Below are 24,368 nucleotides of genomic sequence, written 5' to 3' on the forward strand. Positions count from 1 at the left end.
TTAAGGGCATCAGTATCTGGATACGCGGGCGATGCGCGGCGGCATGCGTCATGCTGAAACAAGCATCGTATCGAGCGGACGCTACGCTGGGCTCATGCAGCTGTCAACGTAATGCCAGCAAGGGATGGGCGTCACTTTCACCGAAAGTTAAATTGCGAGCAGGCACTCTCGTTCAGCTTGATTTACGCAGTCAGACGCCCTATTTCTCTTCCACCGCGCAACCCGGAATACGTTCCATGCGACCGCTGCCCACCCTGCTGACTCTTTCGCTTGCCGCTGCCTTCGGCGGATTTGCCGCCACCGGCATCACTACCTGGCTGGACAATCGCGCCGAGGCAACCCCGGCCGGCAATGCCGCTTTCACCTTGCCTAGCGCCGCGGCGCTCCCGGCAGCCGTCGCCGGCCAACCGGTGCCGTCGCTGGCGCCGATGCTGCAACGGGCGATGCCGGCGGTGGTCAGCGTCAACACCAAACAAGTGGTGCGCGTGCGCAACCCGTTCTTCAACGATCCGATCCTGCGCCGGCTGTTTCCACAGGTGCCGCAGGACCGCATCGACGAATCGCTGGGTTCGGGCGTGATCATCGATGCGCAAAAGGGCTATGTACTGACCAACCACCACGTCATCGAAAATGCCGACGACGTGCAGGTGACACTCGGAGACGGGCGCACGGTCAACGCCGATTTCATCGGCTCCGATGCCGATACCGATATCGCGCTGATCCGCATCAAGGCCGACAACCTCACCGACATCAAATTGGCCGACAGCAATGCGCTGCGCGTGGGCGATTTCGTGGTGGCGATCGGCAACCCGTTCGGCTTTACCCAGACGGTGACCTCCGGCATCGTGTCGGCGGTGGGCCGCAGCGGTATTCGCGGGCTGGGCTATCAGAACTTCATCCAGACCGATGCCTCGATCAACCCGGGCAATTCCGGCGGTGCGCTGGTCAATCTGCAAGGTCAGCTGGTGGGCATCAACACCGCCAGTTTCAATCCGCAGGGCAGCATGGCCGGCAATATCGGGCTGGGCCTGGCGATTCCGTCCAACCTGGCGCGCAACGTGGTCGAGCAATTGGTGACCAAGGGCGTGGTGGTGCGCGGCACGCTCGGTCTGGAGACCCAGAATCTCACGCAGCAAATGCTGCAGGGCTTGGGTGTGGATTCTTTACGCGGCGCCTTGGTGACACGCGTGTTGCCGGGCTCAGCTGCGGCCGCCGCAGGCGTGCAGCCAGGCGATGTTGTGGTGGCGGCCAACGATCAACGCGTGGACAGCGCCGAAGCACTGCACAACTACGAAGGCCTGCAAGCCGTCGGTAGCGCGGTGACCCTGGACATCCGTCGCGATGGCAAACCGCTCAAGCTCAAGGCGACCTTGAAGGAGCAGGACCGTGCCGTCACCGGCGACATGTTGGACCCGCGCCTGAGTGGCGCCACCTTTGTGGACCTGCCCGAATCGCTACGTCAATCCGGCATCACCGGAGTGATGGTCAGCGAGGTCAAACGTGGTTGCCGTGCAGCAGCCAATGGTCTGGTCTCCGGCGACGTGATCGTGGCCAGCAGTGTCGGCGAGTTTGCGGACTTGGCCAGCTGGCGCGCCAATTTCCAACGCAAGCCGGAGCAGTTGGTCGTGCGTATCCTGCGTGGCAACGCGCAGTACGACGCACTCATGCGTTGACTTGGCCTGCACGGCGGTGCACATCCACTAACACCCCCTACACTGCGGCGATGCTATTGCTGCACCACGCCCGCACGCTGTCGCGGCTGCCACCAATGACCAAAGGAGATATCGCATGAGCCCCACCAATACCGATCAGCTGAAGGAAAACCTGAGCGAAGCCGGCACCCATTTGAAGTCCGCTGCCAGTGCTGCCAGCGAAGCCGTCAAGGGCGCTACCAGCGCTGCAGGCGATGAGCTCAAGCTTGGCCGCGCCAACGTCAAGGCCGAACTGTCCGACACCGCACTGGCCGGCATGGCCGCTGCCGAGTTCGGCGGCGCCGCTGCCAAAGAACAGCTTGATGTACTGGTCAGCAAGGGCAACGACCTGCTGGGAAGCGCCACCGACTTGATCCGTGAGCGCCCGCTGGCCGCATTCGGCGTTGCCTTCGCGACCGGCTGGATCATTGCCAAACTGGCACGCAGCAACGACGACTAAGTCGTGAGCGATCAGGCTTCTACAGCTGCCGCCTCCGACGCGCAGAACGCGCGTTCGGACACGCCAGGACTGGACGAAAGCGTACGGGCGGTCGGCGCAGCCGGCCGCGCAACGCTGGGCTCGGCCAAAGACACCAGCCGTGCACTACGCCGGCTGGTGTCGGCCGACCTGCAACTGGCACGCAGCGCATTCGGACGCGGTCTGGCATGGGCATGCGTGGCCGTGGTGTTCGGCGCCTCGTCGTGGTTGTTGCTGGCGGGCGCGATCATTGCCTTGCTGCAACGCGCCGGTTTGTCGTGGTTCCAGGCAATGTTTTTTACTGCGCTGGCCAGCCTGTTGGTCACCGGCATCGCGGCATGGCGGGTGTTCTTCTACTTTGATCACACCGGCTTGAACGCAACACGTCGTCAGCTGATCAAGTTGGGCATTTTCGATGACCACAGCGACGACGCCACCGCATCGCCTGCCAGTGGAGCACGTACATGAAGTTCGGTACCTTGCGTCAGCGCGTCGAGCGCGCTGAATTTTTAGTGGAAGGGCGCGCCCAAGAGACGCGTCTACATTGGGGTGAGCTGGGCCAGGCATGGCGGGCAGGATGGTCCCCGCTGCGCATTGTGGTGGCCGGTTTCGGGCTGGGCTTCATCACTGGCCGCAACGAACCGCAGGCCGCGCTGGGCAGCATCGCCGGCAAGCTCGGCGGCATCCCCAAGATTTTACAGATGGTCAGCACGATCTCTGCGTTGTTTACTGCGCACCGTGTGCAGGAAGCGTCCGAACAAGCCGCGCGCGCCGCCGACAATGCCGAAGAGGTCGCTGCCGATGCTCCTGTCACGGTTGTGCAGGTGCCGGTCGAGCACGCTGCCTGAGGCTAGCTCCGTCTGTCGGGCCGCATGGTTACTGCGCAGTCCAATGCCCGGCTGAAGCAGCCATCTGCAACGTTCCTTAGTGACACCGCGCGCGCAGGCTCTGTGCACGCCGTTGACGTGTTGTGCCGATAATGGCGCACCGCTGGCAGTACGCCAGTCTGCTGCCAGGGTGCACATGTCTCTTCCCGTCAACTCATCGGATGCTGCCGCACCGGCAGATTCGCTTCCGCCGCCATCGGCACCACGCCCGCGCGCGCCTGCGTCGATGGTCGTGTTGGCCACGCTTGCGGTCGGCTACACGCTGTGGGCCGCGCAGACGATCATCTTGCCCATCATGCTGTCAGCGTTCTTCGCGCTGATCGGCAACCCAATCCTGCGCGGTCTGCGCAAGCTGTATATCCCGCGCTTTATCGGCGCATTGATGGTGCTGTGCCTGGGTCTGGCCGGCACCGTGACCTTAGCCGCGCAACTGGCAGGCCCGGCCGCCGAATGGGTGCAGCAGGCACCGCGACAAATGCGGCAAATTGCGCGCGATGTGCGTGATTTCACCAAGCCGGTGATGCAAGCCAACCAGGCGGCGGAAAATTTTGCACGCGCGGCCGGCGGCGAAGGCCAGCGCGGCGTGCAGATCGTGCGCACGCAGATGGACGACCCCTACAAGGCGCTGGTGCGCACGCCTAAGCTCGCTGCCTCGGTGCTGGCGGTGGTGCTGCTGACGTTCTTCTTCATGGTCTATGGCGAGAGCCTGCAGCGGCATGCAATTGCATTACTGCAGAACCGGCAGCAACAACGCTTCACCACAGAAATCATGTTGGATATCGAACGCGAGGTGTCGCGTTACGTACTCACCATCAGCGTGATCAACACGCTGGTCGGCCTTATTTTTGCCGGCATCTTGTATGCGCTACAGATTCCGCTGCCTGAAGCGTTGTTGTGGGGCACCGTGGTGGCGCTATTCAACTTCGCACCGTATGTGGGTCCGTTGATCGGCGTGATGCTGATGCTATTGATGGGCTTTGTGGAATTCCGCACCACTTTGTCCTCGCTGCTGCCGGCGATTCTGTATCTGGCGCTGCACACCATCGAAGGCCAGGTCGTCACCCCGATCGTGCTCGGCCGACGCATGGCGATCTCGCCGCTGATGCTGATCCTGGCGCTGATGCTGTTCGGCTGGCTCTGGGGCATGCTCGGCCTGCTGCTGGCGGTCCCGCTGCTGGTCTGCATTAAGATGGTGCTGAGCCGGGTGGAAGGGATGCAGCGCTGGGCCAGGCTACTTGAGTGACCGAGATTGGGGAGTCGGCATTAGGGATTTGCAAAGGCAGCTGCATTGCGCTGCGGGATTGGTCCAGGCGCCGGCACACCGCTGTTGCGAGTTGCCGATCCCGACTCCCCGATCCCCTTTTCATCGCCACAACCGTAAGATCGGCGCATGAGCTTCTACATCAACGCCATCACTCTCGACCTAGACGATACGTTGTGGCCTTTTGCGCCGATCGGTGCGCATATCGATCAGGTGTTGCACGACTGGATGCGTGAGCACAGTCCGGTCACTGCCGAGCGGTTTCCGGTGAAGGCAATGGGTGAGTTGCGCGAGCGCAGCTTTGCCGACAACCCGCATCTGCATCACGACCTCAGTGCGCTGCGTCGGTTGACGCTGGAGATGGCCTTGCGCGAGAGCGGCGGCGATCTGGCGTTGCTGGAGCCTGCCTATGAAGTGTTCTATGCCGCGCGCAATCAGGTGGAATGCTACCCGGACGCGCTCGACGCACTGGCCCGTATCGCCGCGCATGTGCCGGTGGCCGCACTCAGTAACGGCAATGCCGATCTGCAGTGCATCGACTTGATGCATCACTTCGCGTTTCAGCTGGGCTCGCGCGAGCACGGCAGCGCCAAGCCGGATCCGAGTATCTTCCTGGCCGCGTGCGCGCGCCTGCAGGCGCCGCCGGCGCAGGTGCTGCATGTGGGCGACCACGTACGCATGGATGTGCTCGGCGCACTCGATGCCGGCTTGCGCGCGTGCTGGATCAACCGCGACGGTGCGGTGTGGTCGCACCCCGCTCAGCAGCCGGACCTGGAGTTCGACAGCATGACCGGGCTGGCCGATTGGCTGGACGCACAACAGCTGCATCCAGGCACGCCGCACGACGGCATCCGGGTTCCCGCCTGAGCCCAACCTTTGCTCGGCGCACGGCGCCGCATTCGAGGATTTCCATGTCGCACCTCACCGGTTTCATCGATTCCAACGCTGCGGCCTTGCCGCTGTATGTGCTCGACCGCGAAGGCTTTGCGCACTGGTGTGCCGAGCAGCCAACGCGCGTGCTGTCGTGGGCGCAGGCGCAGCGCTTCGACGCCGCGCCGGGTAGCGTTTTGTTGTTGCCGGGCGAGCAAGGACTGGCCGGCGCGATCCTCGGTATCGGCGATCGCGCCGATGCCTACGCTTATGCACATGCACCGTTGGCGCTACCGCCGGCCAGTCGCTGGATGCTGGCCAGCGCGTTGAGCGAGACCGAACAGGCGTTGCTGCAGTTGGGCTGGGGGTTGGGCGCGTATCGCTTCTCGCGCTACCGCAAGGTGCCGCGGGCGCCGGCCGAACTGGCGGCCACGCCCTCGGCAGAAACCCGCGCCTTGATCGAAGCCTGTGTCCGCGTGCGCGATTGGGTCAACACGCCCACCGAAGACATGGGTCCGCAGCAACTGGAAGATGCCGTGCACACGCTGGCGCAGGCGCATGGTGCGCGGGTCGAGGCCATCGTCGGCGAAGCATTGCTGGCGCAAAATTTTCCCACCATCCATGCGGTGGGACGAGCCTCGCATCGTGCGCCGCGCTTGATCGCATTGCGTTGGGGCGCGGCCGAGCATCCGCATCTGGTGCTGGTCGGCAAGGGCGTGTGCTTCGACACCGGCGGCCTGGATCTGAAGCCGGCCGACGGAATGCGCAACATGAAAAAGGACATGGGCGGTGCAGCGCACGCATTGGCGCTGGCCGGCCTGGTGATGGCGCAGCAGTTGCCGGTGCGGCTGACGCTGCTGATTCCTGCAGTGGAGAACGCAGTGGGTCCGAATGCGTTCCGTCCCGGCGAAGTGATCACCACGCGCGTCGGCGTCAGCGTGGAAGTGGACAACACCGATGCCGAAGGCCGGCTGGTGCTGTGCGATGCGCTGAGCTACGCCACCGAACAGCGCCCGGATCTGATCCTGGATTTCGCCACACTCACAGGTGCCGCACGTATCGCGTTGGGCCCGGACCTGCCGGCACTGTTCGCCAACGACGATGCATTGGCGCAGGCTTGGCTGAGTGCCGGCGAGCAGACCCGCGACCCGGTCTGGCGCATGCCGCTATGGCGCCCGTACCTGCGTTATCTCAACAGCCATGTGGCCGATATGGCCAACGCCGGCTCGCGCATGGCTGGCGCGGTGACCGCCGCGCTCTATCTGGAGCGCTTTGTCGCACCTGGCCAGTGCTGGGCGCATCTGGACGTCTACGCCTGGAACGACAGCGAGCGCCCCGGCCGCCCGGCAGGCGGCGAAGCGCTGGCACTGCGCTCGGCCTACGCGATGCTGAAGCAGCGTTACGGCGGTTGAGTAAGCGCTGCGATACAGCGCGGGCGTCCATAACCCGCAGCACGTCGCTGCGCGTCCAGCAAGTGGCGATAAAAAACGGCGAACAGCCACGGTTGCAACGCCTCGACGGTGTGCCGGGTGCGCCAGCGCCGCAGCGCGCGTTCCAGCATGGCCTGCACCAAGATCCTCGGCAGTGACTGGCTTGCCGGCCAGCGAGCCCACAAGGCGGCGCAGTGTCGGCAGCACCGCGCGAAGTCGGTCGTCCAGATCATCCATCGGCCGATTGTGGTGCTGGCATCACACAGTAGACGCACTAGAGCGTGGACTATTCCCACGGGTCGTGTGCGTGCCGCACTTTTCTTATGTGGACGGAAATAAACCGTATCGCACGTCGTCTCACTGCATTGACGACCCACTGCATCGACCACTTGCCTCATCGAATCACGGAGCCAGCCATGACCTTGCTACCTCCATCTCCACCGCCGCAGCGCGCACGTCGTCCCGTGGCACCGTTGCTCGGCATTGCAACGATTGCCGGCGGCATTGCGCTCGCGTTCGCCTGGACGGCCGGCTGGATCGGCGGCGACCGGCTCACCGCCGCGCGCATGACCGACACCATCGAAGCGAGCGGGCCACCGCATCCGGGCTTCCGTCGCGCGCACACCAAGGGCGTGTGCGTCAGCGGCCAATTTCAGGCCAGCGGCAAGGCGACCTGGCTGTCGTCGGCACGCATCTTCAGCCAGGCCAGCACGCCGGTGTTGGGTCGGATGTCGATCGGTGGCGGCGACCCGCACGGGGCCGATGGCGCGGCGCGGGTGCGCAGCATGGCGCTGCTGTTGCGTAGCGACGATGGGCAGGAATGGCGCACCGCGATGAACAGTTTTCCGTTCTTTGTGGTCGCCACGCCGGCCGGTTTTCAGGCGCTCAACATGGCCTCCAAGCCGGACCCGGCCACCGGCAAGCCCGACCCGGCCAAGCTGGCAGCATTCGGTAAGCAGTATCCGGAAGCGGCCAAGTTTCAGCAGTGGGCCAAGACCGCACCGTGGTCGGACAGCTGGGCCAACACCCAGTACAACGGCGTCGACGCATTCCGTGCAATTGCCGCCGATGGACGCGAGCGCTACATCCGCTGGTCGATGCGTCCGCATACGCCGTTCAAAGCGTTGAGTGCGCAGCAGCGGGCGCAGGCCGATGGCGATTTTCTCGCCACCGATCTGGACACGCGCCTGGCGCAGGGACCGTTGCGCTGGGATCTGGTGCTGAGCGTCGCCGAACCGGGCGATCCGGTCGACGATCCGTCGCAGCCGTGGCCGGAAAGCCGCAAGCAGATCGTGGCCGGCACCGTGTCGATTGATCATGCCGAGCCGCAAGCCACCGGTCCGTGTCGCGATCTGAATTACGACCCGCTGATCCTGCCCAAGGGTATCGCCGCATCGAACGACCCGATTCTGGCGGCACGTTCGTCGGTGTATTCGCACTCGTTCAATCGTCGCGAACACGAAATCGCCAACGGCCAAGGCAGCGCTGCCACCGGCCAGGGAACCCACCCATGAGCAGCCATACCCACTTCAATCTGCCTGCCCGCGTGCTGCACTGGCTGATGGCGGCAATGATCCTGACCATGCTGTTCGTCGGCGTAGGCATGGTCGCCTCGGTTACGCAGCGGCCGTGGTTGATCAATCTGCACCGTCCGCTGGGCATCGCGATTCTGATTCTTGCGGTGCTGCGGTTGATCAACCGTCTGCGTCACCGCCCACCGCCGTTGCCGGCCGATCTGCCCGCGTGGCAGAAGGCCGCCGCGATTGCGTCGCACTGGTTGCTGTATGCGCTGATGCTGGGCATGCCACTGATCGGCTGGGCGATGTTGTCGGCCGGTGGGTATCCGATCGTGCTGTGGCCGGGCGCGAACTTGCCAGCGATCGCACCGCACGATCCGGCGCTATATGCGTGGTTGCGTAGCGCACACGGCTGGTTGGCATATCTGTTGTTCGCCACTGTGCTGGGGCATTTGAGCGCTGCGCTATTTCATGCATGGATACGGCGGGATGGCGTGTTTTCCAGCATGGCGCGTGGGGGGCGGTAGGCCAGCTCTCGGAGCTGTCCACGGCTGCGCAGATCACAGGCATCTCCCCAGCTGGACAAAAGCTGGGGGGCACAAGGTCAATATGGCCGGGGGAGCCGTAATCAGCGCCCGGTTGCGATCCCTCGCCCGATCACCGCCCAATAAGATTGGCTAACAAGTCGCCCCTGAAAAACCCCAACCACCCAACGACCGCAAGGCCTTGATGTCTGCACCGGCGTGCCAAAACTACCAGTGTTCGCTACGCTGAAGGCTGGTTTCTTGCAATTTCCGCCCATGCGTACACGCCGTCCTGCTGCCGAAGACAGACCCGCCGACGAGTTGTTTCGTTCGCGGCTGGAGAACCTGCGTCATCCGCTGGCGCGGCTGAGCCAACAGATGCCGTGGACGGCGTTGGAACAAGCACTTTCATCGCGCTTGCCGGCCACCCAGGCCGGTGGCGGTCGGCCGGCATTGCCGGTGCGGCTGATTGCCGGTTTGCTCTACCTCAAACACGCCTACGACCTGTCCGATGAAACGGTGTGCGAGCGTTGGCTGGAGAATCCGTACTGGCAGTTCTTCACTGACGAGGTCGTGTTCCAGACGCGTTTGCCGTGCGATGCCAGCTCGCTGACGCGCTGGCGGCAGCGCCTGGGTGAGGCCGGGATGGAAGAGCTGTTGGCGCACACCATCAACGCCGCGCATGCGATGCAGGCGGTGGACGCACGCGAGTTGTCGCGGGTGATCGTGGACACCACGGTGCAGGAAAAGGCGATCGCCTATCCGACCGACAGCCGTTTGCTGGAGGTGGCACGCAAGAAGCTGGTGTTACTGGCCAAGCGGCACGGCATCGGATTGCGGCAGAGCTACGCGCGGCAAGGCCCGGCCCTGAGCCGCAAGGCAGGTCGGTATGCGCATGCGCGCCAGTTCAAGCGCATGCAGCGCGTGCTGCGACGTCAACGCACAGTGCTGGGACGGCTCGTGCGCGACATCCAACGCAAACTCGATCAGGTCGACACCGGCGTGCGCGAGCGCATCGCTGTCTGGCTGGAACGTGCGCAACGGCTATACACGCAGCGTCCGAAGGACAAACAAAAACTCTACGCATTGCATGCCTCGGAAGTGGAATGCATCGGCAAGGGCAAGGCGCGTCAAGCGTACGAATTCGGCGTCAAGGTCGGCATTGCGGTCACCGCCTGCAAGGGATTGGTCGTGGGTGCGCGCAGCTTCCCGGGCAACCCGTACGACGGCGATACCTTGGCCGAGCAGCTGGAGCAGACACGCGGGTTGCTGCAGGATGTGAGCGTAGAACCGACGGTGGCGATCGTGGACCTGGGCGATCGCGGGCGCGAAGTCGATGGCGTGCAGGTCCTGCATCGCGGCAAGGCCAAGACGCTGACGCGACGGCAATGGCGCTGGATCAAGCGACGGCAGGCGGTGGAGCCGGTGATCGGACATCTGAAAGACGACTGCCGGTTGCGTCGCTGCAGGCTGAAAGGTGCCCAAGGCGATGCGCTGCACGTGCTCGGCTGCGCCGCTGGCTACAACCTGCGCTGGCTGCTGCGCTGGATCGCGTTTTTGCGTGCCTGGATGCGGGCGATGGGATGGTCATCCTTGAGTGCCGTGCCGCTGTCACCGACGGCACTTGGCGCTTGAAGGGGATTTTTCAGGGACGACTACTAAGCAGATCAGGCCAGGCGACCTGCCGATAGCAGTTCTAGTATGGCCCTTTCTGCGTCAGTGCGCGCGGCGGCGTCGCTCAGCCGTTCGGCCAGTGCTGCCACGACGATGGTGTGGGCCTGGCGTAGCACGCTGTCTGCATCGGCGCTGGCGTTGAGGAGGTGTTTTCCCGGCAACTGTAGCTGCGCAAAAATTGTGCGACAGCGCTCCAGGTTGTCCTGGGTTTCGAAGTGGTTGGGTGCATCGCCGCGGGCGCGGATGCGGGCCAGACCGGTGGGTGGCGGCAGATCGAGCAGCAACAGCACGTCCGGGCGTGGTGCGAAGGCATTGCGTTCCAGCAGGTCGTCCAGCGGCAGGCCGGCGGCGCCCTGGTAAGCGATCATCGAGGGGAAATAGCGGTCCAGGATCACGATGTCGCCGCGTGCCAACGCCGGTGCGATCAGGGTGTCCACATGTTCGTGGCGGTCGCGGATCAGTAGCTCGGCTTCTTCGTCCGCGCTCAGGCGACCGGTAGCGGCGGACTGGCGCAGTTGGGTGCCCCAGGGGCCGTTGGTCGGCTCCTTGCTCAGCACGACGCGCGCGCCCGCCGCTTCCAGGGTGGTGGCCAAGCTGCGGGCGAGGGTGGTCTTGCCGGCGCCGTCGATCCCTTCGATCGCGATCAACAAGCCGCCGGGCTTCAGTTCGATTGTCATCGCGCTACTTTAATCGATGAATCCGCATTCCAGCATTGCCGTGGCAGGCGCCCTGCCGTTGACGATCCCCGCGGGTCGGGGTCTGCGCCGTTACGCGCCACCGAAGCGGCGCTGCTGTCGTGCGCCGAGATTGCAGGGCGCTTCTGTTCGCGATATGCGGCCGCTGTGCGGCGAAGATCAACGTTTAGGGCTGCAGGTGAGTTGAAAAGAGCCGACACAGACATAAGCCTGCGTCAGTACGGGCCAGAAGGCACCCCGATCTTGCCGAGCGCTAGGGGCCAGGAAGAGGAGCAATCGAAAGAGCAACTCCCCCTGCAACTGCGATTAGTGCCAACGTGCTCAGAGTTATCGAATAGAGCCGCCTAGAAAAACTGGGGCGGTGCTGAATAGTTCGAATGATGGCTATAGGAACCAATGCATAAAAGGCGCACAACGCAATGAAGTACCAATTGATTTGATACGCGGAGCCTTTCCCTAGCAAGTTTCCGACCTGAAATAAAACCACTCCGCCTGCAAGCGATAGAAAAGAGCGGATCGCAAATGCATTGTTAGTTTGCATCTGATTATTCATATATTCACATCACGACGATTTGGCACACTGCCCCTGATGTGGTACTTGTGCAGGCTAAGTGGAAGCTGCGGTCTGCCGGCCTAGTTGTAGCCCCTTGCCACCTGACGCCGAGGTTACCAATGTGCTCAACCATTCTCTCGCCGGCATCCAGAGATTCTCGGTAGTTGGGGTAGACATAGTTGCGCACGCCATCGGTTCCTCCTGTGACATCGGCCTTGTTTTCAGGGATAATGTTCCCAGCGGGGCATCCTTAGCAGATCCCTTCACGTATGAGTAATCTTTCAGGACCCAATTCCATTCAACTTTAAAATGAGATCCATCGGGAAACTGAATTATGTTTGTGACAACAAATGGGCTTTGTATGACGCCGATGTTAATTAGTCGTCCCTGAAAAATCCCCTTCAAGCGCCAAGTGCCGTCGGTGACAGCGGCACGGTACTCAAGGATGACCATCCCATCGCCCGCATCCAGGCACGCAAAAACACGATCCAGCGCAGCAGCCAACGCAGGTTGTAGCCGGCCGCGCAGCCGAGCACGTGCAGCGCATCGCCTTGGGCACCTTTCAGCCTGCAGCGACGCAACCTGCAGTCGTCTTTCAGATGTCCGATCACCGGCTCCACCGCCTGCCGTCGCTTGATCCAGCGCCATTGCCGTCGCGTCAGCGTCTTGGCCTTGCCGCGATGCAGGACCTGCACGCCATCGACTTCGCGCCCGCGATCGCCCAGGTCCACGATCGCCACCGTCGGTTCTACGCTCACATCCTGCAGCAACCCGCGTGTCTGCTCCAGCTGCTCGGCCAAGGTATCGCCGTCGTACGGGTTGCCCGGGAAGCTGCGCGCACCCACGACCAATCCCTTGCAGGCGGTGACTGCAATGCCGACCTTGACGCCAAATTCGTACGCTTGACGCGCCTTGCCCTTGCCGATGCATTCCACTTCCGGGGCATGCAATGCGTAGAGTTTTTGTTTGTCCTTCGGACGCTGCGTGTACAGCCGTTGCGCACGTTCCAGCCAGACAGCGATGCGCTCGCGCACGCCGGTGTTTACCTGATCGAGTTTGCGTTGGATGTCGCGCACGAGCCGTCCCAGCACTGTGCGTTGACGTCGCAGCACGCGCTGCATGCGCTTGAACTGGCGCGCATGCGCATACCGACCTGCCTTGCGGCTCAGGGCCGGGCCTTGCCGCGCGTAGCTCTGCCGCAATCCGATGCCGTGCCGCTTGGCCAGTAACACCAGCTTCTTGCGTGCCACCTCCAGCAAACGGCTGTCGGTCGGATAGGCGATCGCCTTTTCCTGCACCGTGGTGTCCACGATCACCCGCGACAACTCGCGTGCGTCCACCGCCTGCATCGCATGTGCGGCGTTGATGGTGTGCGCCAGCAGCTCTTCCATCCCGGCCTCACCCAGGCGCTGCCGCCAGCGCGTCAGCGAGCTGGCATCGCACGGCAAACGCGTCTGGAACACGACCTCGCCGGTGAAGAACTGCCAGTACGGATTCTCCAGCCAACGCTCGCACACCGCTTCATCGGACAGGTCGTAGGCGTGTTTGAGGTAGAGCAAACCGGCAATCAGCCGCACCGGCAATGCCGGCCGACCGCCACCGGCCTGGGTGGCCGGCAAGCGCGATGAAAGTGCTTGCTCCAACGCCGTCCACGGCATCCGTTGGCTCAGCCGCGCCAGCGGATGACGCAGATCGATCTGGTTCTCCAGCCGCGAACGAAACAACTCGTCGGCGGGTCTGTCTTCGGCAGCAGGACGGCGTGTACGCATGGGCGGAAATTGCAAGAAACCAGCCTTCAGCGTAGCGAACACTGGTAGTTCTGGCACGCCGGTGCAGACATCAAGGCCTTGCGGTCGTTGGGTGGTTGGGGTTTTTCAGGGGCGACTAATTACGCTTGTCAAATTCGAGACCACGACTCGAAGCTGCTCATTTAAGTACCAAAAAGGCCCAAGATTGTCGATACCCAAAGCTGCTCGCGCCGCAGCCTCTCGATAAGCGGGAGTGGTGACAGCATCCATTGCGGTCATGGGGCGTGTTGCTTCGGCCCGCGGACCAACTCTAGCTGCTATTTTTCCTGCTGCAGCGGAGGTGGCGATAGTGATGTTTGCCGGCAGCGTGCTTACAACATAGGGAGATCCACCGTTCGCATCGTACACAGCGAGGCCTGCTGCTCGACAGCGGTCAGAGTGACTTCCTTTACGAGCAGTTGCCCACCAGCAGTTACCGTCACTTTTGGGTCTGAGGTACGCCGAACATAGTCTGCTGCAGGTGCAGACATCGGATTGGGTGGGCTACCCCTGCCGTTGACCAAGACGATCATGTGGTAGACCGTTCGGCGATTGAAATCCCACAGATGGTGATCACCCACCCCGAGCTCGCGAGACATTGTCTGCTTCTGTCCAAGGTTGCAATCATTACAAATTCCGGCTGCTGCGTGAGCTGAGGACGAAAAAGCAAACCCTGCCACGAGCACCGCACTCACCACGTACTTGATCAATGTCAACTCCTTTGCATTTCCATCGAGCATCATTGCTCAATCTTTATTTTTATAGATAAACTGTAACTGCGTCAAATAGAACATGGTTGCCGTGTGATGCGGCGCACATCCGTTGAGGCAGTTCGGCACTCGGCGCGTTCGCCGGTCCGAGCCCTTAGAACCTGTTCACGATCTTTCCTGATTGGTGCAGACTCTGCGGATGCGCCAAAAAACCTATCCGAGCGACGTGAGCCGGGAGCGTTTCGAACACATCCTCCCGATCCTGGAACAAGCGCGCAAGCGCACCAAGCCACGCCGAGTGGATATGTATGAGGTGTGGTGCGCAGTGTTGTACGTGCTGCGAACCGGTTGCCAATGGCGAGCGCTACCCAGCGACTTTCCGAAGTGGCGGACCGTGCACGCGTACTTTGCCAAGTGGAGCGAGTGCGACGATGAAGGAGTGAGCCTGCTGGAGCGGGCGCTCAAAAAATCAGGTTGGCGTGGCCCGCCAGAAACAGGAGCGCAACATCTTCAGCAGGTTCTTGATCGTGGACGCGCAGAGCGTCAAGAACACGGACACAGCCGGGCAAAAGGAATATGACGCGGGCAAAAAGGTGTCGGGCATCAAGCGGCATATCGCTGTTGATACCCAGGGGTTGCCCCATGCCATCGCGGTGACGACGGCGGAGGTGACCGACCGCAAAGGTGCGCTGCGGGCGCTGGAGCGCTGTCAGTCAAACTTGACGCATGTACAAAGCCTGCTGTGCGACAGTGGTTACACCGGAGTACCGTTTGCCGAAGGCGTGCGAGAGATTCTAGGCGAGCAGCTCACGGTGCAGATTGCCAAGCGCAGCGAACTGCACACCTTCAAGGTCATGCCCAAGCGCTGGATCGTCGAGCGCAGTTTTGCCTGGCTGGAGAAAAACCGAAGGCTGTGGAAGAACTGCGAGCGCAAACTCAACACCAGCTTGCAGTTCATCCATCTGGCCTTCTTGGCGCTTCTACTCAAAAGATCGTGAACAGGCCCTTAGTCTGTTTCGCTGGCACATTGCTACTGAGCGCGTTCGCTCAAGGGCTGGAGTTGCTTGTCGCTAATGGCTTCCTCGGCATTGCATTCAGGGCAGCTGATGATAGATTCGCAGCCCGGCGGAGTGATCACGGCGGTTCCGCTAGCGCGCGCGGTCCATCTGTCACCGCACTCCAGGCATTCCGCCTCCAGTGAATGCACACCGACCCACTAAGGCGACCTTTTGTGAGCTCCGATGTGCTGAATTTTCCTGCCAAGCTATGGATCTTGAACTTCTGGGTCTGCGACATGAGTCAGCTCCTTAACGTTTGTGATGATCACCATACGGCAGTTGGCTTACTAAGAACCGATTGAAGTCCGGCTGAGCGGAAGTTCCCCCACTGCCCGGAAACTCTCACAGCACAAGGGGGCTTGCATCCGGGTGCCGGCACCATCTCAGCGACACCGTCGCTTAACGCTTCTGTTGAACAGGCGCACTGATGCGCGTTGGGTTGCGCTTCTTCCTTCGGGTAATTTGATCGCGCATAAGCGCGCGGATTCCCTTTCCGTCGGGCTAGTGCTTCTCTGGAGGCGGGGGGGCAGATAGCGCTGCATATGAGAACGCCAGCGCGACCGCTGTCAGTTGCACGATTTGCACGACGCGCTGCATGACCGACACGTGGCAACGAGCGGTGAGCGCATCGTCACCAGGGCATGCCGCCGCAACGAAAAGGCTGTCCGCCGCCAGAGCTATTGCTTAAGCCGTATCACCGGTATGTTCCGGGCGATGTCGGGAATGTCCCGATGTCCTCGCTTCTGACCGCGCGCCATGCTGAATAAGTCGGACACGGTGCCCAATCGTGTGATGCTTGAGTCCCGTTGCTGGCATCAAGGAAGATGGACGCGTCGCCGCCACCCTAGAAGCGGCATCCCCCGCGTGACGCCCTTTCAGGCACCGCCGTGACCGGATTCCTTGTTCTCCCTGCGTGGCGACCACGCCTGCCTGCGCCGTCCGCGCTGCCGAGCAGTTGGGCGTCCAAGTATAGCGATAGGACCGCAGCGACTTCATCAGGAAAATGATCTGGGTGGCCGAGCGCGCCTCCACGCGCATGACCGGGATGCGGAAACCAACGCATCGTGGAACGGTGGCAGCAAAAAGTCCTCGACCTCGTCAGTCATGGTGATGCCCACCGCCAAGTTGGCGTCGGGGGGCAATCTGCAAAAACTCGCGCAACAACGCCACCGTGGCATCGAGCATCTGCGGATCGCGCGCTGGTCAGCACGATCACGCTCAACGCGCCGGCGCAGTCGCGCGCGTTGAACGACAGCGCGGCCGCATTGATGTCGGTGCTGCCCACGGCGTCCAGCGTCAGCGGCTTGTCGACACGCATGCGGATCAGCATCAACTGCCCGCCGCGGGTGCTGATGGTGGCGTAATCGGCTTCGCTCAAGCCGGCTTCGCGCGCCAGGGTATGCCCAAGGTCAGGAACGAATTGGCCATTGCCGCGAGCCGACGACCGTCGACATCCGGGCTGGATTGCTCGGTGATGGCGCGACCGTCGGCGGTGGACAGCATCAACAAGCGAGTGCCCGGCTCACGCGCGATGGTCTGCTCGAACTCGCGTCGATGCGTTGCAGGTCGTACTGATGCGACGCCTGCACGACTTCGCCCACGGCAGCTTTGACGACCTAGCTATCATTGTAATGCATAAATCTTCCCTGTGTGAAACGACCTGCGCGATAAAAAGAACCTGTCGGTGAAGCAGTTTCCGCGCTGGCCGGCGCACCATGCCATGGGCACATTCACCCAGCGCTGCATCGGCCTCAGCGTCTTCACCGTGCGGTCAGGCAAGCACGGTAGCTAACGCGGCCGGCGCCAGAAACTGGCTTATCGCGTCACTTTTGACGACCATCCGGTGCAGCTGCAACACCCGATCCCGTGACGCAAGCAGCGTGCCGTGCTGCGCTGCCGCGCGTCACTGCGTGAGCGCGCCACTAGACTGCACGGCTTTATCGATGCTGGAGCGATGCATGGCGACGCAGGACATGCCGGTTTCCCTCATTGGCGTCCCCACCGACATCGGCGCCGGCCATCGCGGTGCGCGGATGGGGCCAGAAGCGCTGCGCATCGCCGGTCTGCAGGAGGCCTTGATCGGGCGCGGCGTGGAGGTGTGCGACCTGGGCAACCTGAATGGTCCGCGTAATCCGTGGCAGGCCCCACAGGCCGGCTACCGGCATCTGGATGAAGTAGTGGCCTGGAACCAGGCGCTGATGGACGCCAGCTATGCCGAACTGCGCGCCGGACGCATGCCGATCATGCTCGGCGGCGACCATTGCCTTGGGATCGGCTCCATCACCGCGGTGGCGAAATATTGCCGCGAGCAAGGGCGACCACTGCGGGTGCTGTGGCTAGATGCTCATTCAGACTTCAACACCAGCCAGGTCACCCCGTCCGGCAACGTGCACGGCATGCCGGTGGCCTGCCTGTGCGGGCTGGGGCCGGACGCGCTGACCCAGCTTGGCGGCAGTGCGCCGGCGCTGTTGCCCGAGCAGGTGCGGCAGATCGGCATCCGCTCGGTTGACCCGGACGAGAAGCGCTTGATCAAGCAGCACCGCATCGACGTCTACGACATGCGCTACATCGACGAAGCCGGCATGAAGCGCACTATGGAAGCTGCGCTGCACGGCATGAGCGAAGACACCCATCTGCATGTGAGCTTCGATGTCGACTTCCTTGATCCCAGCATCGCGCCGGGTGTGGGCACCACTGTGCCCGGTGGCCCCAACTACCGCGAGGCGCAGTTGGTGATGGAAATGATTGCCGACACCGGGCGTATGGGGTCGCTGGATATCGTCGAGCTCAATCCGGTGCTGGACAACCGCAACGCGACCGCCGAACTGGCGGTGGATCTGGTCGAGAGTCTGTTCGGCAAGTCGACGCTGATGCGAGATTGATCGACCGCTGAACGCGGCGGGCCGCGTTCACATCAAATCCACGGCCGCGCAGTCAGATTTGGCGCCAAGCACGGTGCATTGGCACCGGCGCATAACAGAGGAAAACCGATGAAGCGACTGCTGACACTGATGGTGCTGGGCCTGTTTTCGGCCGGCGTGATGACTGGCTGTAACACCTTTGCTGGCGCCGGCAAGGATATGCAACGCGCGGGCAGCAAGGTCGAAAAGAAGGCCGATAACTGCAGCGACGGTAAGTGCTGATTTCGTGTTTTGTCTGATATTAGTTGTTTGATTTGATTGATCTGCGGCAAGTCGCCGCTTACCCAAGAAGGAGTCTGTTATGAAGCGTGCAATTGTGCTGCTGGTGCTGTCGGTGTTGTCGGTCGGTATACTGTCGGGTTGCAACACCGTCGCAGGTGCCGGCAAGGACGTGAAGGGCGCTGGCGAGAAGGTGGAAGACGCTGCGCGCAAGTGATCTAACGCCGCATACAGAAAAAAACGGGCCGCAAGGCCCGTTTTTTTGGCCCGATGTTTTCGTAGGGGCGTTGGCGCGTCAAACGCGCGCAGTATGCGCTCCGGCGAAAAGTCGCTGCGCTGCAGCCCAGGCTGGTGGCCTGGGCAAAGCGCGTAACGCAGTGTCGGCGCGCCACAGGCCGATTTGCACTCATCCCAACGTGCATAACATGCTCTAACGCGGCCCGTTCTGCGTTGGTTTCGCAAGAACTACGTGTTCAGCTCGACGCGGCGATGGCAGGCGCACGGAACCGCTAGACTTGCCGGCTGACTCCCTGGCATTACGCAGATGACCACTCGCGTCCTCACCGGCATTACCACCTCCGGCACCCCGCATCTGGGCAATTACGTCGGCGCGATTCGCCCGGCCATCCACGCCAGCACGGCTGCCGATGCTGAGAGCTTCTACTTCCTGGCCGACCTGCACAGCCTGATCAAGGCGCAGGACCCGGCCCGCACGCAGCGCTCGACGCTGGAAATCGCTGCCAGTTGGCTGGCCTGCGGCCTGGACCCGGAAACGGTGTGGTTCTATCGCCAGTCCGATGTGCCCGAAACCACCGAGTTGATGTGGCTGCTGACATGCGTGGCCGGCAAGGGCATCCTCAACCGCGCGCATGCCTACAAGGCGGCGGTGGACAAGAACCGCGCCGACAACGAGGACGACGATGCGGGCGTGACCGCCGGCTTGTTCATGTATCCGGTACTGATGGCAGCGGACATCTTGATCTTCAACGCGCACAAGGTGCCGGTGGGACGCGACCAGATCCAGCACATCGAGATGGCGCGCGATTTCGCACAGCGCTTCAACCATGTGTATGGCCGAGACTTTTTCACCTTGCCCGAAGCGGTGATCGACGAGCAGGTGTCAACCTTGCCCGGCCTGGACGGCCGCAAGATGAGCAAGAGCTACGGCAATACGATTCCGCTGTTCGCACCGCGCGAGCAATTGCGCAAGCTGGTGTTTTCCATCCTCACCGATTCGCGCGCCCCGGGTGAAGCCAAGGACACCCAAGGCTCGGCGTTGTTCCAGCTGTATCAGGCATTCGCCACGCCGCAGGAAATGGCTGCATTTGCGCAGGTCTTTGCCAGTGGGATCGGTTGGGGCGATGCCAAGCAGCAGGTGTTCGAACGCATCGATCAGGAGATCGCGCCGCTGCGCACGCGCTATGAAGCGCTGATGGCCGAGCCGGCCAGGATCGAAGCGATTCTGCGTGCCGGTGGCGCACGTCTGCGCGCGCGCTACGCCACGCCGTTGCTGGCCGAGTTGCGCGATGCGGTGGGCTTGCGCGACCTGTCCAGTCAGGCCGGTACATCTACGACCGATGCTGGCGAAAAGATCGCGTCGCCTGCGTTCAAGCAATACCGCGAAAATGATGGGCAGTTCTATTTCAAGTTGAACGATGGCGCCGGCATGTTGCTGTTGCAGAGCGATGGCTTCGCGTCGCCGCGCGATGCCGGCCAGGTGATTGCGCGGCTGAAACAGGCCGAGCAGGCCAGCGATCTGCAATTGCCGGGTGTGCATGCGCAGGTGGACGCACGTGTGATTCTTGCGGCCATGCACGCACTGCGCGGGGCGTAACCGCAGCGATAGTGTGAGAGGTTGGCTGCTGGCTGCAAACAGCCTGAGCGGTGCGCGGCATGTGTGCGGACGCATTGACTACGGCGCACTGCCGCACCTGCCTTTTGCGTGATCGTATTGCAGCGCGCTTCGACAGGTCTGGCGTGCGAACGCGGCGAGCAGTTGTCAGGCGGCCGTCGACCGTGCGCCGAAAATATTTTGCCGATTGCTACTACCAGCCCTGCGATCGCTGGACCCCGCGATGGGACGCCAGCAGCCACGCGACCGACACCATGCTGGTCTACGACGTGGGCGTGGCGCTGGCCAACGGCCGGCAGTTGCCGGGCTGGCAGGACAGTTCGGAGTTTAAGGCCATCTGCGCCCACCTGGCAGCTGCGCAGTAGTTTTGGTAAGCGCTCTAAGAGCCATGCGGGCGGCGCAGTGTTGAATGTGCCGCCCGCATAGGTGCAATGCAGTGATCCGTTAAGCGCGCAGTCGCGTCCGCTACTGCACTGGCAGGGCTGATTTAGAATCGGCGCTTCTCGCTATTGTCGGCACTTCCCAATGTCTTATTCCCACGACGCTGCAGCGCCTGCGCGCAGTGGGCTGGTCGTTCCCGCATTGCTGCTGTTCTATGTGGTGTGGGGCTCGACCTATCTGGCGATTCGCTTTGCGCTGGAAGGTGGCGTGCAGCCGCTGACTATGGTGTTGGGTGCGCGTCTCATCTTGGCCGGCACGGTGTTGTATGCGGTCCTGCGCTGGTGTGGTGTGGCCGCGCCAACGCGTGCGCAATCGAAGAACGTGGCGTTAATGGATGTGGGGTTGTTGCTGCTGGGCAACGGCATGGCGGTGCTGGCCGAGCGCAGTGTGTCGTCCGGCCTGCCCGCCACCGCAGTGGCATCGGTGCCATTGTCGATGGTCTTGCCTGGCGCGTTGCGCGGGCAGTACGCCAGTCGTGGCGAATGGCTGGGCAGCGTGATCGGCTTCGTGGGCGTGGGCTGGCTCAACGCCGGCAGCAGCTTTACCGCAACGCCGGGCGAATTGGTGTCGTTGCCGATCGCGCCGATCGGTTGGGCGTTCGGTTGGGTGTGCTCGCGCGGGCGCGATCTGCCATCGCCGTCCATGACCGCGGCCGCTCAGATGCTGAGCGGCGGCGTGCTGGTGGTCGCCTTCGCCAGGGCGCGGATGAGTGCGGTCTCGCCGATCGAGGCGCGTCGTGGGCTGTTGATCACCGCAGCGGCCTTCGTGGTGTGGGGTATGGTGCCGCTGTATTGGCATCTTCTCAAGGCAGTGCCATCGCTGCAGATCATTGCGCACCGTATCGTGTGGAGCGCAGTGCTGGTGGTGGCTTTGTTGCTGGCGACATCGGGGGTGCGTTGGTGGCGCGAAATTGCAGCACAGCCGGGCGCGCTACGGATGCTGGCCTGCAGCAGCGTGGCGATTGCCTTCAAATTGGGGGCTGTATATCTGGGCGATCAACGCCGGCCATGCGATCGAGGCCAGCCTGGGTTACTTCATCAATCCGCTGCTGAGCGTGTTGTTGGGCGTGCTGGTGTTGAAGGAGCGCTTGCGCCACATCCAGTGGGTGGCGGTAATGTTCGCGGCAGCGGGCGTGTTGTGGTTGGCCATCGATGCCGGCGCGCCGCCGTGGATCGCGTTGGGGCTGGCGTTTACGTTTGGCGCCTATGGCTTGCTGCGCAAGTTGGTGGCGGTGGATCCGGTGGCCGGGCTTGGCGTGGAAAGCGTGTATCTGTTCGTGCCGGCCCTGCTGCTGGCGGTATGGGGCGAGCAGGGACACGGCGGCGAATTTTTGAATGGCTGGAGCCTGCGCACCGATCTGTTGCTGATCTTCGGCGGGGTGATAACGGCATTGCCGCTGATCGGGTTTGCATATGGTGTGCGGCGGATCCCACTGTCGCTGGTGGGCAGCCTGCAATACATCGGGCCGAGCCTGCAGTTGCTGCTAGGCGTGTGGTTTTTCCAGGAGCCATTCGATCAGGGACGTGCGATCGGTTTTGCCGCCATCTGGGTCGGCTTGCTGCTGTTCGTCGGCGACAGCGTGTTGCGTTCGCGGCAGCCGGTTGTGCTGCGCTGAGGGATTGCTTTGTTTCATCCTGTGTGCGTGCTGCGCGTCAGAACGCGTTTGTTGCGGTATCAGCCGCGCGGCACCGTCAGTGGGGTTGCTACCGCGAATGTGGAAGCCGGCAGCGACTGCGGCGCGGGGCAGTGGCTCGGGTCCTGTTGCGTCTGCGCCAGCCACTGATCGATCGGCCCGCCGAGCAGATCCAGCCGTAGCGGCAGGCTCAGATGATTCTCTCCGGGCAGTTCGACGTAGCGTACGCGCGGGCTGGCCAGCGCCAGCGCGCGGCCATGCGCAACCGGAATGTGCTGATCGGCATCGCCATGCAACACCAACACACAGCTGCGCGTGTCGGCCAATGCGTGCACGACATCGACGCGATCCAGATCCAGTTTGAGTTGGGTGTCGGCCGCGGTGATTACTGCATCGATATTCTGGTCGGCATACCGCCAACGCGCATACGCGGCAACCGCCTGCCCGCGCCAACCATTGGGTCGGCTGGCGAGCAGGTGCGGCACCATGTCGCGAATGCCGCGCCCGGCGTTGGCGAAGGATTCCATCGCCACCACGCCGGCAACGCGGTCGCCAAGCTTGTCGGCGGTGAACAAGGCGGTGGCGGCGCCATAGGAAATGCCGAACAGATACAGTGGGCCGCGGATTTCGCCGCTTGGTTGCAGTGCGTCGAGCACAGCGATGACGTCATCGGATTCGCGCGTGCCGTAACCGGACGGACCACCGCCGTAATGACCGTGGTTACGCAGGTCGATGGTGATCACCCGGTAGCCAGCCTGCGCCAGCTGCAGCGACCACGGCAGCAGCGAGTCGCCGTCCATCATCCAGCCGTGCAATAGCACCACGGTGCCGCGCGGCGCCAACGCCGCGACGGTGGGCACCTTGAAGCTCAAGTCCACATCCAGCGCATGTGCCGGATCGTTGGGTTGGCCGAGATAGCGATAGCGCATGGCGTACTGGCCGGGATCGATCGCACGCCAGAAGATCGGCACCTGATCGCGCGTTACCACGTGCCCGCTGCGGTTGGGCACCGTGGCGATGGTGGCGGCAATGCGCTTTTCGTCCGGCAACGGCGACACCCCACCGGGCGCAACCAGACGCTCGCTGAGCGAGGTCGAGGGCGAAGAACAGCCGGCAAGCCACAGGCAGGCGCAGGCCAGCAACAACAAACGCGTCATGGCGACACATCGATGGATCAAACGGCCCAGCACTCTACGACCTGCCCAATTCATGCAGCTACCGCACTACAGTGACAAAACGATGACAGCGCCTCATGCGTTCAGCCGCAGCGCGCGTCGGGTGAGCTCTGGCTGTAAGGAATCCCCAATCCCGACGCACGCATCCCGGTGGGCCGGCGGCCCACCTAGATCTCGCGCAACGCCGTGGTAATCGGCAACCGCGCCGCCCGCAACGCCGGGAACAGCCTGCCGACCGTGCCAATGCCCAGCGCCCATTTCAGCCAGCTCCGGCGACACCTTGAATACGCGCGGGTAGTTTCCACATTTAGTTTGATCCGCGGGTCGGCGGCTCTGCACGATCTTGACCTTTTCGTGCACCGTCCATGCCTGTTCGCCCACGCCACGCAGCTGCGCGTTGACGTCGGTGCGCCATCGGACGTGAAAGCGGTTGACCATCTGCGAGAGTTCCGGCGACAGCATCGGGCGGCCATCGGCGTCGGCGGCGATGCCGGACACGCTGCAGATCTGCGATTCCAGGCTGACCTGCAGCAATTGGTTGCTCGACAAGCGCGATGCCACCACCAGTTTGGCCACAACGCTGATGTTGCTGCCAGAGGTGAATGCCACGCGCAACGAATCGCGCATGCAGAACAGCAAGAACGCCACCACCACCGATAGCAGCGTCAGTAGAGCGCGTCTTGCTGCGGAACAACTGCGCCTATACCAGTGAGAGATACTTCATGGCGTCACTGCTTCAAAGCGCGAGCGGCGCGTCAGCCAGCTCGCCCTTGTCCAGATGGATGGTGTGTGTGGCGTACTCGGTAGCTTCGGGTCGTGGGTGACCACGACGATGGTTTTGCCGTGCGCGCGATTGAGCTGCAGCAGCAGGCGCAGGATTTCTTCGGCGTTGTGGCAGTCCAGATCGCCGGTGGGTTGATCGCAGATCAAAAAAGTAGGGTCGGACACGATCGCGCGTGCAATCGCCACTTGTTAGTCGTCCCTGAAAAATC

The 24,368-nt window shown here is 62.7% G+C and carries 20 protein-coding genes and 7 pseudogenes; 18 read left to right on the plus strand and 9 right to left on the minus strand.

What is annotated here, in order from left to right; translation table 11 throughout:
• Window positions 1–236: 236 nt before the first annotated feature.
• The 7 genes from PD885_RS18440 (at window position 237) to PD885_RS18470 (ending at window position 6,599) form a co-directional block, all read left to right on the plus strand.
• Window positions 237–1,673, plus strand: a complete 1,437-nt coding sequence (locus PD885_RS18440; protein WP_002809552.1) for a Do family serine endopeptidase — start codon at window positions 237–239, stop codon at window positions 1,671–1,673.
• A 115-nt stretch (window positions 1,674–1,788) separates the two neighbouring features.
• Complete coding sequence (locus PD885_RS18445; RefSeq protein ID WP_002809551.1) at window positions 1,789–2,151, plus strand: hypothetical protein; 363 nt, start codon at window positions 1,789–1,791, stop codon at window positions 2,149–2,151.
• Window positions 2,152–2,154: 3 nt separating this feature from the next.
• Window positions 2,155–2,637, plus strand: coding sequence for a hypothetical protein (locus PD885_RS18450; protein WP_088057045.1), 483 nt, complete (start codon window positions 2,155–2,157; stop codon window positions 2,635–2,637).
• Window positions 2,634–3,017 carry a hypothetical protein gene (locus PD885_RS18455; protein ID WP_088057046.1) on the plus strand — a complete coding sequence of 128 codons (384 nt, stop codon included), beginning with the start codon at window positions 2,634–2,636 and terminating at the stop codon, window positions 3,015–3,017. The genes PD885_RS18450 and PD885_RS18455 overlap by 4 nt, the downstream gene beginning before the upstream one ends.
• A gap of 175 nt (window positions 3,018–3,192) precedes the next feature.
• Window positions 3,193–4,299: an AI-2E family transporter gene (locus tag PD885_RS18460; RefSeq protein WP_002809543.1), complete on the plus strand. Its 1,107-nt coding sequence runs from the start codon at window positions 3,193–3,195 to the stop codon at window positions 4,297–4,299.
• Between the two features lie 147 nt (window positions 4,300–4,446).
• Window positions 4,447–5,184, plus strand: a complete 738-nt coding sequence (locus PD885_RS18465; protein WP_088057047.1) for an HAD family hydrolase — start codon at window positions 4,447–4,449, stop codon at window positions 5,182–5,184.
• A gap of 44 nt (window positions 5,185–5,228) precedes the next feature.
• Complete coding sequence (locus PD885_RS18470; protein ID WP_002809538.1) at window positions 5,229–6,599, plus strand: leucyl aminopeptidase family protein; 1,371 nt, start codon at window positions 5,229–5,231, stop codon at window positions 6,597–6,599.
• Here the strand turns inward: PD885_RS18470 and PD885_RS22260 are convergent.
• A pseudogene (locus PD885_RS22260) lies at window positions 6,593–6,854 on the minus strand (RNA polymerase sigma factor); the annotation flags it as partial. The gene PD885_RS18470 and the pseudogene PD885_RS22260 overlap by 7 nt on opposite strands.
• A gap of 179 nt (window positions 6,855–7,033) precedes the next feature.
• Here PD885_RS22260 and PD885_RS18480 point away from each other — a divergent pair.
• From PD885_RS18480 to PD885_RS18490, 3 genes are all read left to right on the plus strand, one after another.
• Window positions 7,034–8,131, plus strand: coding sequence for a catalase family peroxidase (locus PD885_RS18480; RefSeq protein ID WP_002809533.1), 1,098 nt, complete (start codon window positions 7,034–7,036; stop codon window positions 8,129–8,131).
• Window positions 8,128–8,661, plus strand: coding sequence for a cytochrome b (locus tag PD885_RS18485; RefSeq protein ID WP_002809530.1), 534 nt, complete (start codon window positions 8,128–8,130; stop codon window positions 8,659–8,661). Before PD885_RS18480 ends, PD885_RS18485 begins: the two co-directional genes overlap by 4 nt.
• 273 nt (window positions 8,662–8,934) lie before the next feature.
• On the plus strand, window positions 8,935–10,293 hold the full coding sequence (locus PD885_RS18490) for an IS5 family transposase (RefSeq protein WP_088057048.1): 1,359 nt from the start codon (window positions 8,935–8,937) through the stop codon (window positions 10,291–10,293).
• Between the two features lie 32 nt (window positions 10,294–10,325).
• Here PD885_RS18490 and tmk read toward each other — a convergent pair whose 3' ends face one another.
• The 3 genes from tmk to PD885_RS22265 form a co-directional block, all read right to left on the minus strand.
• The gene (gene tmk, locus PD885_RS18495) at window positions 10,326–11,009 is read right to left on the minus strand and encodes a dTMP kinase (protein WP_002809527.1); all 684 of its coding nucleotides are present in this window, start codon (window positions 11,007–11,009) and stop codon (window positions 10,326–10,328) included.
• A gap of 972 nt (window positions 11,010–11,981) precedes the next feature.
• Complete coding sequence (locus PD885_RS18510) at window positions 11,982–13,349, minus strand: IS5 family transposase (RefSeq protein WP_065975027.1); 1,368 nt, start codon at window positions 13,347–13,349, stop codon at window positions 11,982–11,984.
• A 350-nt stretch (window positions 13,350–13,699) separates the two neighbouring features.
• A complete protein-coding gene (locus tag PD885_RS22265; RefSeq protein ID WP_231892705.1) occupies window positions 13,700–14,077 on the minus strand; it encodes a hypothetical protein in 378 nt (125 codons plus the stop codon).
• A 199-nt stretch (window positions 14,078–14,276) separates the two neighbouring features.
• On the opposite strand from PD885_RS22265, the gene PD885_RS18520 reads away from it, so the two are divergent.
• Window positions 14,277–15,075, plus strand: a protein-coding gene (locus tag PD885_RS18520; RefSeq protein ID WP_088057049.1) for an IS5 family transposase whose coding sequence is annotated in 2 segments (ribosomal slippage) — window positions 14,277–14,548 and window positions 14,547–15,075 — 801 coding nt in all. Because the reading frame shifts where the segments join, the coding sequence is not laid out codon by codon here.
• Window positions 15,076–16,101: 1,026 nt separating this feature from the next.
• On the opposite strand, the pseudogene PD885_RS22845 reads toward PD885_RS18520, so the two are convergent.
• Both PD885_RS22845 and PD885_RS18530 read right to left on the minus strand, forming a co-directional pair.
• Window positions 16,102–16,369: pseudogene (locus tag PD885_RS22845) on the minus strand (GTP-binding protein); the annotation flags it as partial.
• Window positions 16,343–16,736: pseudogene (locus PD885_RS18530) on the minus strand (roadblock/LC7 domain-containing protein); the annotation flags it as partial. The pseudogenes PD885_RS22845 and PD885_RS18530, both read right to left, overlap by 27 nt.
• Window positions 16,737–17,093: 357 nt before the next feature.
• Here PD885_RS18530 and rocF point away from each other — a divergent pair.
• From rocF to rarD, 7 genes and pseudogenes are all read left to right on the plus strand, one after another.
• Window positions 17,094–18,017 carry an arginase gene (gene rocF / locus PD885_RS18535; protein ID WP_002809521.1) on the plus strand — a complete coding sequence of 308 codons (924 nt, stop codon included), beginning with the start codon at window positions 17,094–17,096 and terminating at the stop codon, window positions 18,015–18,017.
• Window positions 18,018–18,125: 108 nt separating this feature from the next.
• A complete protein-coding gene (locus PD885_RS18540; protein WP_002809518.1) occupies window positions 18,126–18,278 on the plus strand; it encodes an entericidin A/B family lipoprotein in 153 nt (50 codons plus the stop codon).
• A gap of 79 nt (window positions 18,279–18,357) precedes the next feature.
• Window positions 18,358–18,492 carry an entericidin A/B family lipoprotein gene (locus PD885_RS18545; RefSeq protein WP_002809516.1) on the plus strand — a complete coding sequence of 45 codons (135 nt, stop codon included), beginning with the start codon at window positions 18,358–18,360 and terminating at the stop codon, window positions 18,490–18,492.
• A gap of 327 nt (window positions 18,493–18,819) precedes the next feature.
• A complete protein-coding gene (locus PD885_RS18550) occupies window positions 18,820–20,109 on the plus strand; it encodes a tryptophan--tRNA ligase (RefSeq protein ID WP_002809514.1) in 1,290 nt (429 codons plus the stop codon).
• 182 nt (window positions 20,110–20,291) lie between these two features.
• Window positions 20,292–20,492, plus strand: coding sequence for a hypothetical protein (locus PD885_RS18555; protein ID WP_002809511.1), 201 nt, complete (start codon window positions 20,292–20,294; stop codon window positions 20,490–20,492).
• A gap of 160 nt (window positions 20,493–20,652) precedes the next feature.
• Window positions 20,653–21,258: pseudogene (locus tag PD885_RS18560) on the plus strand (DMT family transporter); the annotation flags it as partial.
• 15 nt (window positions 21,259–21,273) lie between these two features.
• Window positions 21,274–22,183: pseudogene (gene rarD / locus PD885_RS18565) on the plus strand (EamA family transporter RarD).
• A gap of 59 nt (window positions 22,184–22,242) precedes the next feature.
• Here rarD and PD885_RS18570 read toward each other — a convergent pair.
• The 3 genes and pseudogenes from PD885_RS18570 to PD885_RS18580 all read right to left on the minus strand — a co-directional run.
• A complete protein-coding gene (locus tag PD885_RS18570) occupies window positions 22,243–23,358 on the minus strand; it encodes an alpha/beta hydrolase family protein (RefSeq protein WP_088057050.1) in 1,116 nt (371 codons plus the stop codon).
• A 342-nt stretch (window positions 23,359–23,700) separates the two neighbouring features.
• Window positions 23,701–23,877 (minus strand): annotated as a pseudogene (locus tag PD885_RS22850) (ABC transporter permease); the annotation flags it as partial.
• Window positions 23,878–24,112: 235 nt separating this feature from the next.
• Window positions 24,113–24,348, minus strand: a pseudogene (locus PD885_RS18580) (ABC transporter ATP-binding protein); the annotation flags it as partial.
• Between the last annotated feature and the right edge of the window lie 20 nt (window positions 24,349–24,368).

It is taken from the genome of Xanthomonas fragariae (genome assembly GCF_900183975.1).
Lineage (GTDB): Bacteria > Pseudomonadota > Gammaproteobacteria > Xanthomonadales > Xanthomonadaceae > Xanthomonas > Xanthomonas fragariae.

Bases quoted from the DNA above. Each gene is read 5' to 3' on its own strand.
- PD885_RS18455 (WP_088057046.1), top strand. From the start codon at position 2,634: ATGAAGTTCGGTACCTTGCGTCAGCGCGTCGAGCGCGCTGAATTTTTA.
- PD885_RS18485 (WP_002809530.1), top strand. From the start codon at position 8,128: ATGAGCAGCCATACCCACTTCAATCTGCCTGCCCGCGTGCTGCACTGG.
- rocF (WP_002809521.1), top strand. From the start codon at position 17,094: ATGGCGACGCAGGACATGCCGGTTTCCCTCATTGGCGTCCCCACCGAC.
- PD885_RS18550 (WP_002809514.1), top strand. From the start codon at position 18,820: ATGACCACTCGCGTCCTCACCGGCATTACCACCTCCGGCACCCCGCAT.
- PD885_RS18545 (WP_002809516.1), top strand. From the start codon at position 18,358: ATGAAGCGTGCAATTGTGCTGCTGGTGCTGTCGGTGTTGTCGGTCGGT.
- tmk (WP_002809527.1), bottom strand. From the start codon at position 11,009: ATGACAATCGAACTGAAGCCCGGCGGCTTGTTGATCGCGATCGAAGGG.
- PD885_RS18480 (WP_002809533.1), top strand. From the start codon at position 7,034: ATGACCTTGCTACCTCCATCTCCACCGCCGCAGCGCGCACGTCGTCCC.
- PD885_RS18465 (WP_088057047.1), top strand. From the start codon at position 4,447: ATGAGCTTCTACATCAACGCCATCACTCTCGACCTAGACGATACGTTG.
- PD885_RS18470 (WP_002809538.1), top strand. From the start codon at position 5,229: ATGTCGCACCTCACCGGTTTCATCGATTCCAACGCTGCGGCCTTGCCG.
- PD885_RS18445 (WP_002809551.1), top strand. From the start codon at position 1,789: ATGAGCCCCACCAATACCGATCAGCTGAAGGAAAACCTGAGCGAAGCC.
- PD885_RS18440 (WP_002809552.1), top strand. From the start codon at position 237: ATGCGACCGCTGCCCACCCTGCTGACTCTTTCGCTTGCCGCTGCCTTC.
- PD885_RS18490 (WP_088057048.1), top strand. From the start codon at position 8,935: ATGCGTACACGCCGTCCTGCTGCCGAAGACAGACCCGCCGACGAGTTG.
- PD885_RS18510 (WP_065975027.1), bottom strand. From the start codon at position 13,349: ATGCGTACACGCCGTCCTGCTGCCGAAGACAGACCCGCCGACGAGTTG.
- PD885_RS18570 (WP_088057050.1), bottom strand. From the start codon at position 23,358: ATGACGCGTTTGTTGTTGCTGGCCTGCGCCTGCCTGTGGCTTGCCGGC.
- PD885_RS18460 (WP_002809543.1), top strand. From the start codon at position 3,193: ATGTCTCTTCCCGTCAACTCATCGGATGCTGCCGCACCGGCAGATTCG.
- PD885_RS18540 (WP_002809518.1), top strand. From the start codon at position 18,126: ATGAAGCGACTGCTGACACTGATGGTGCTGGGCCTGTTTTCGGCCGGC.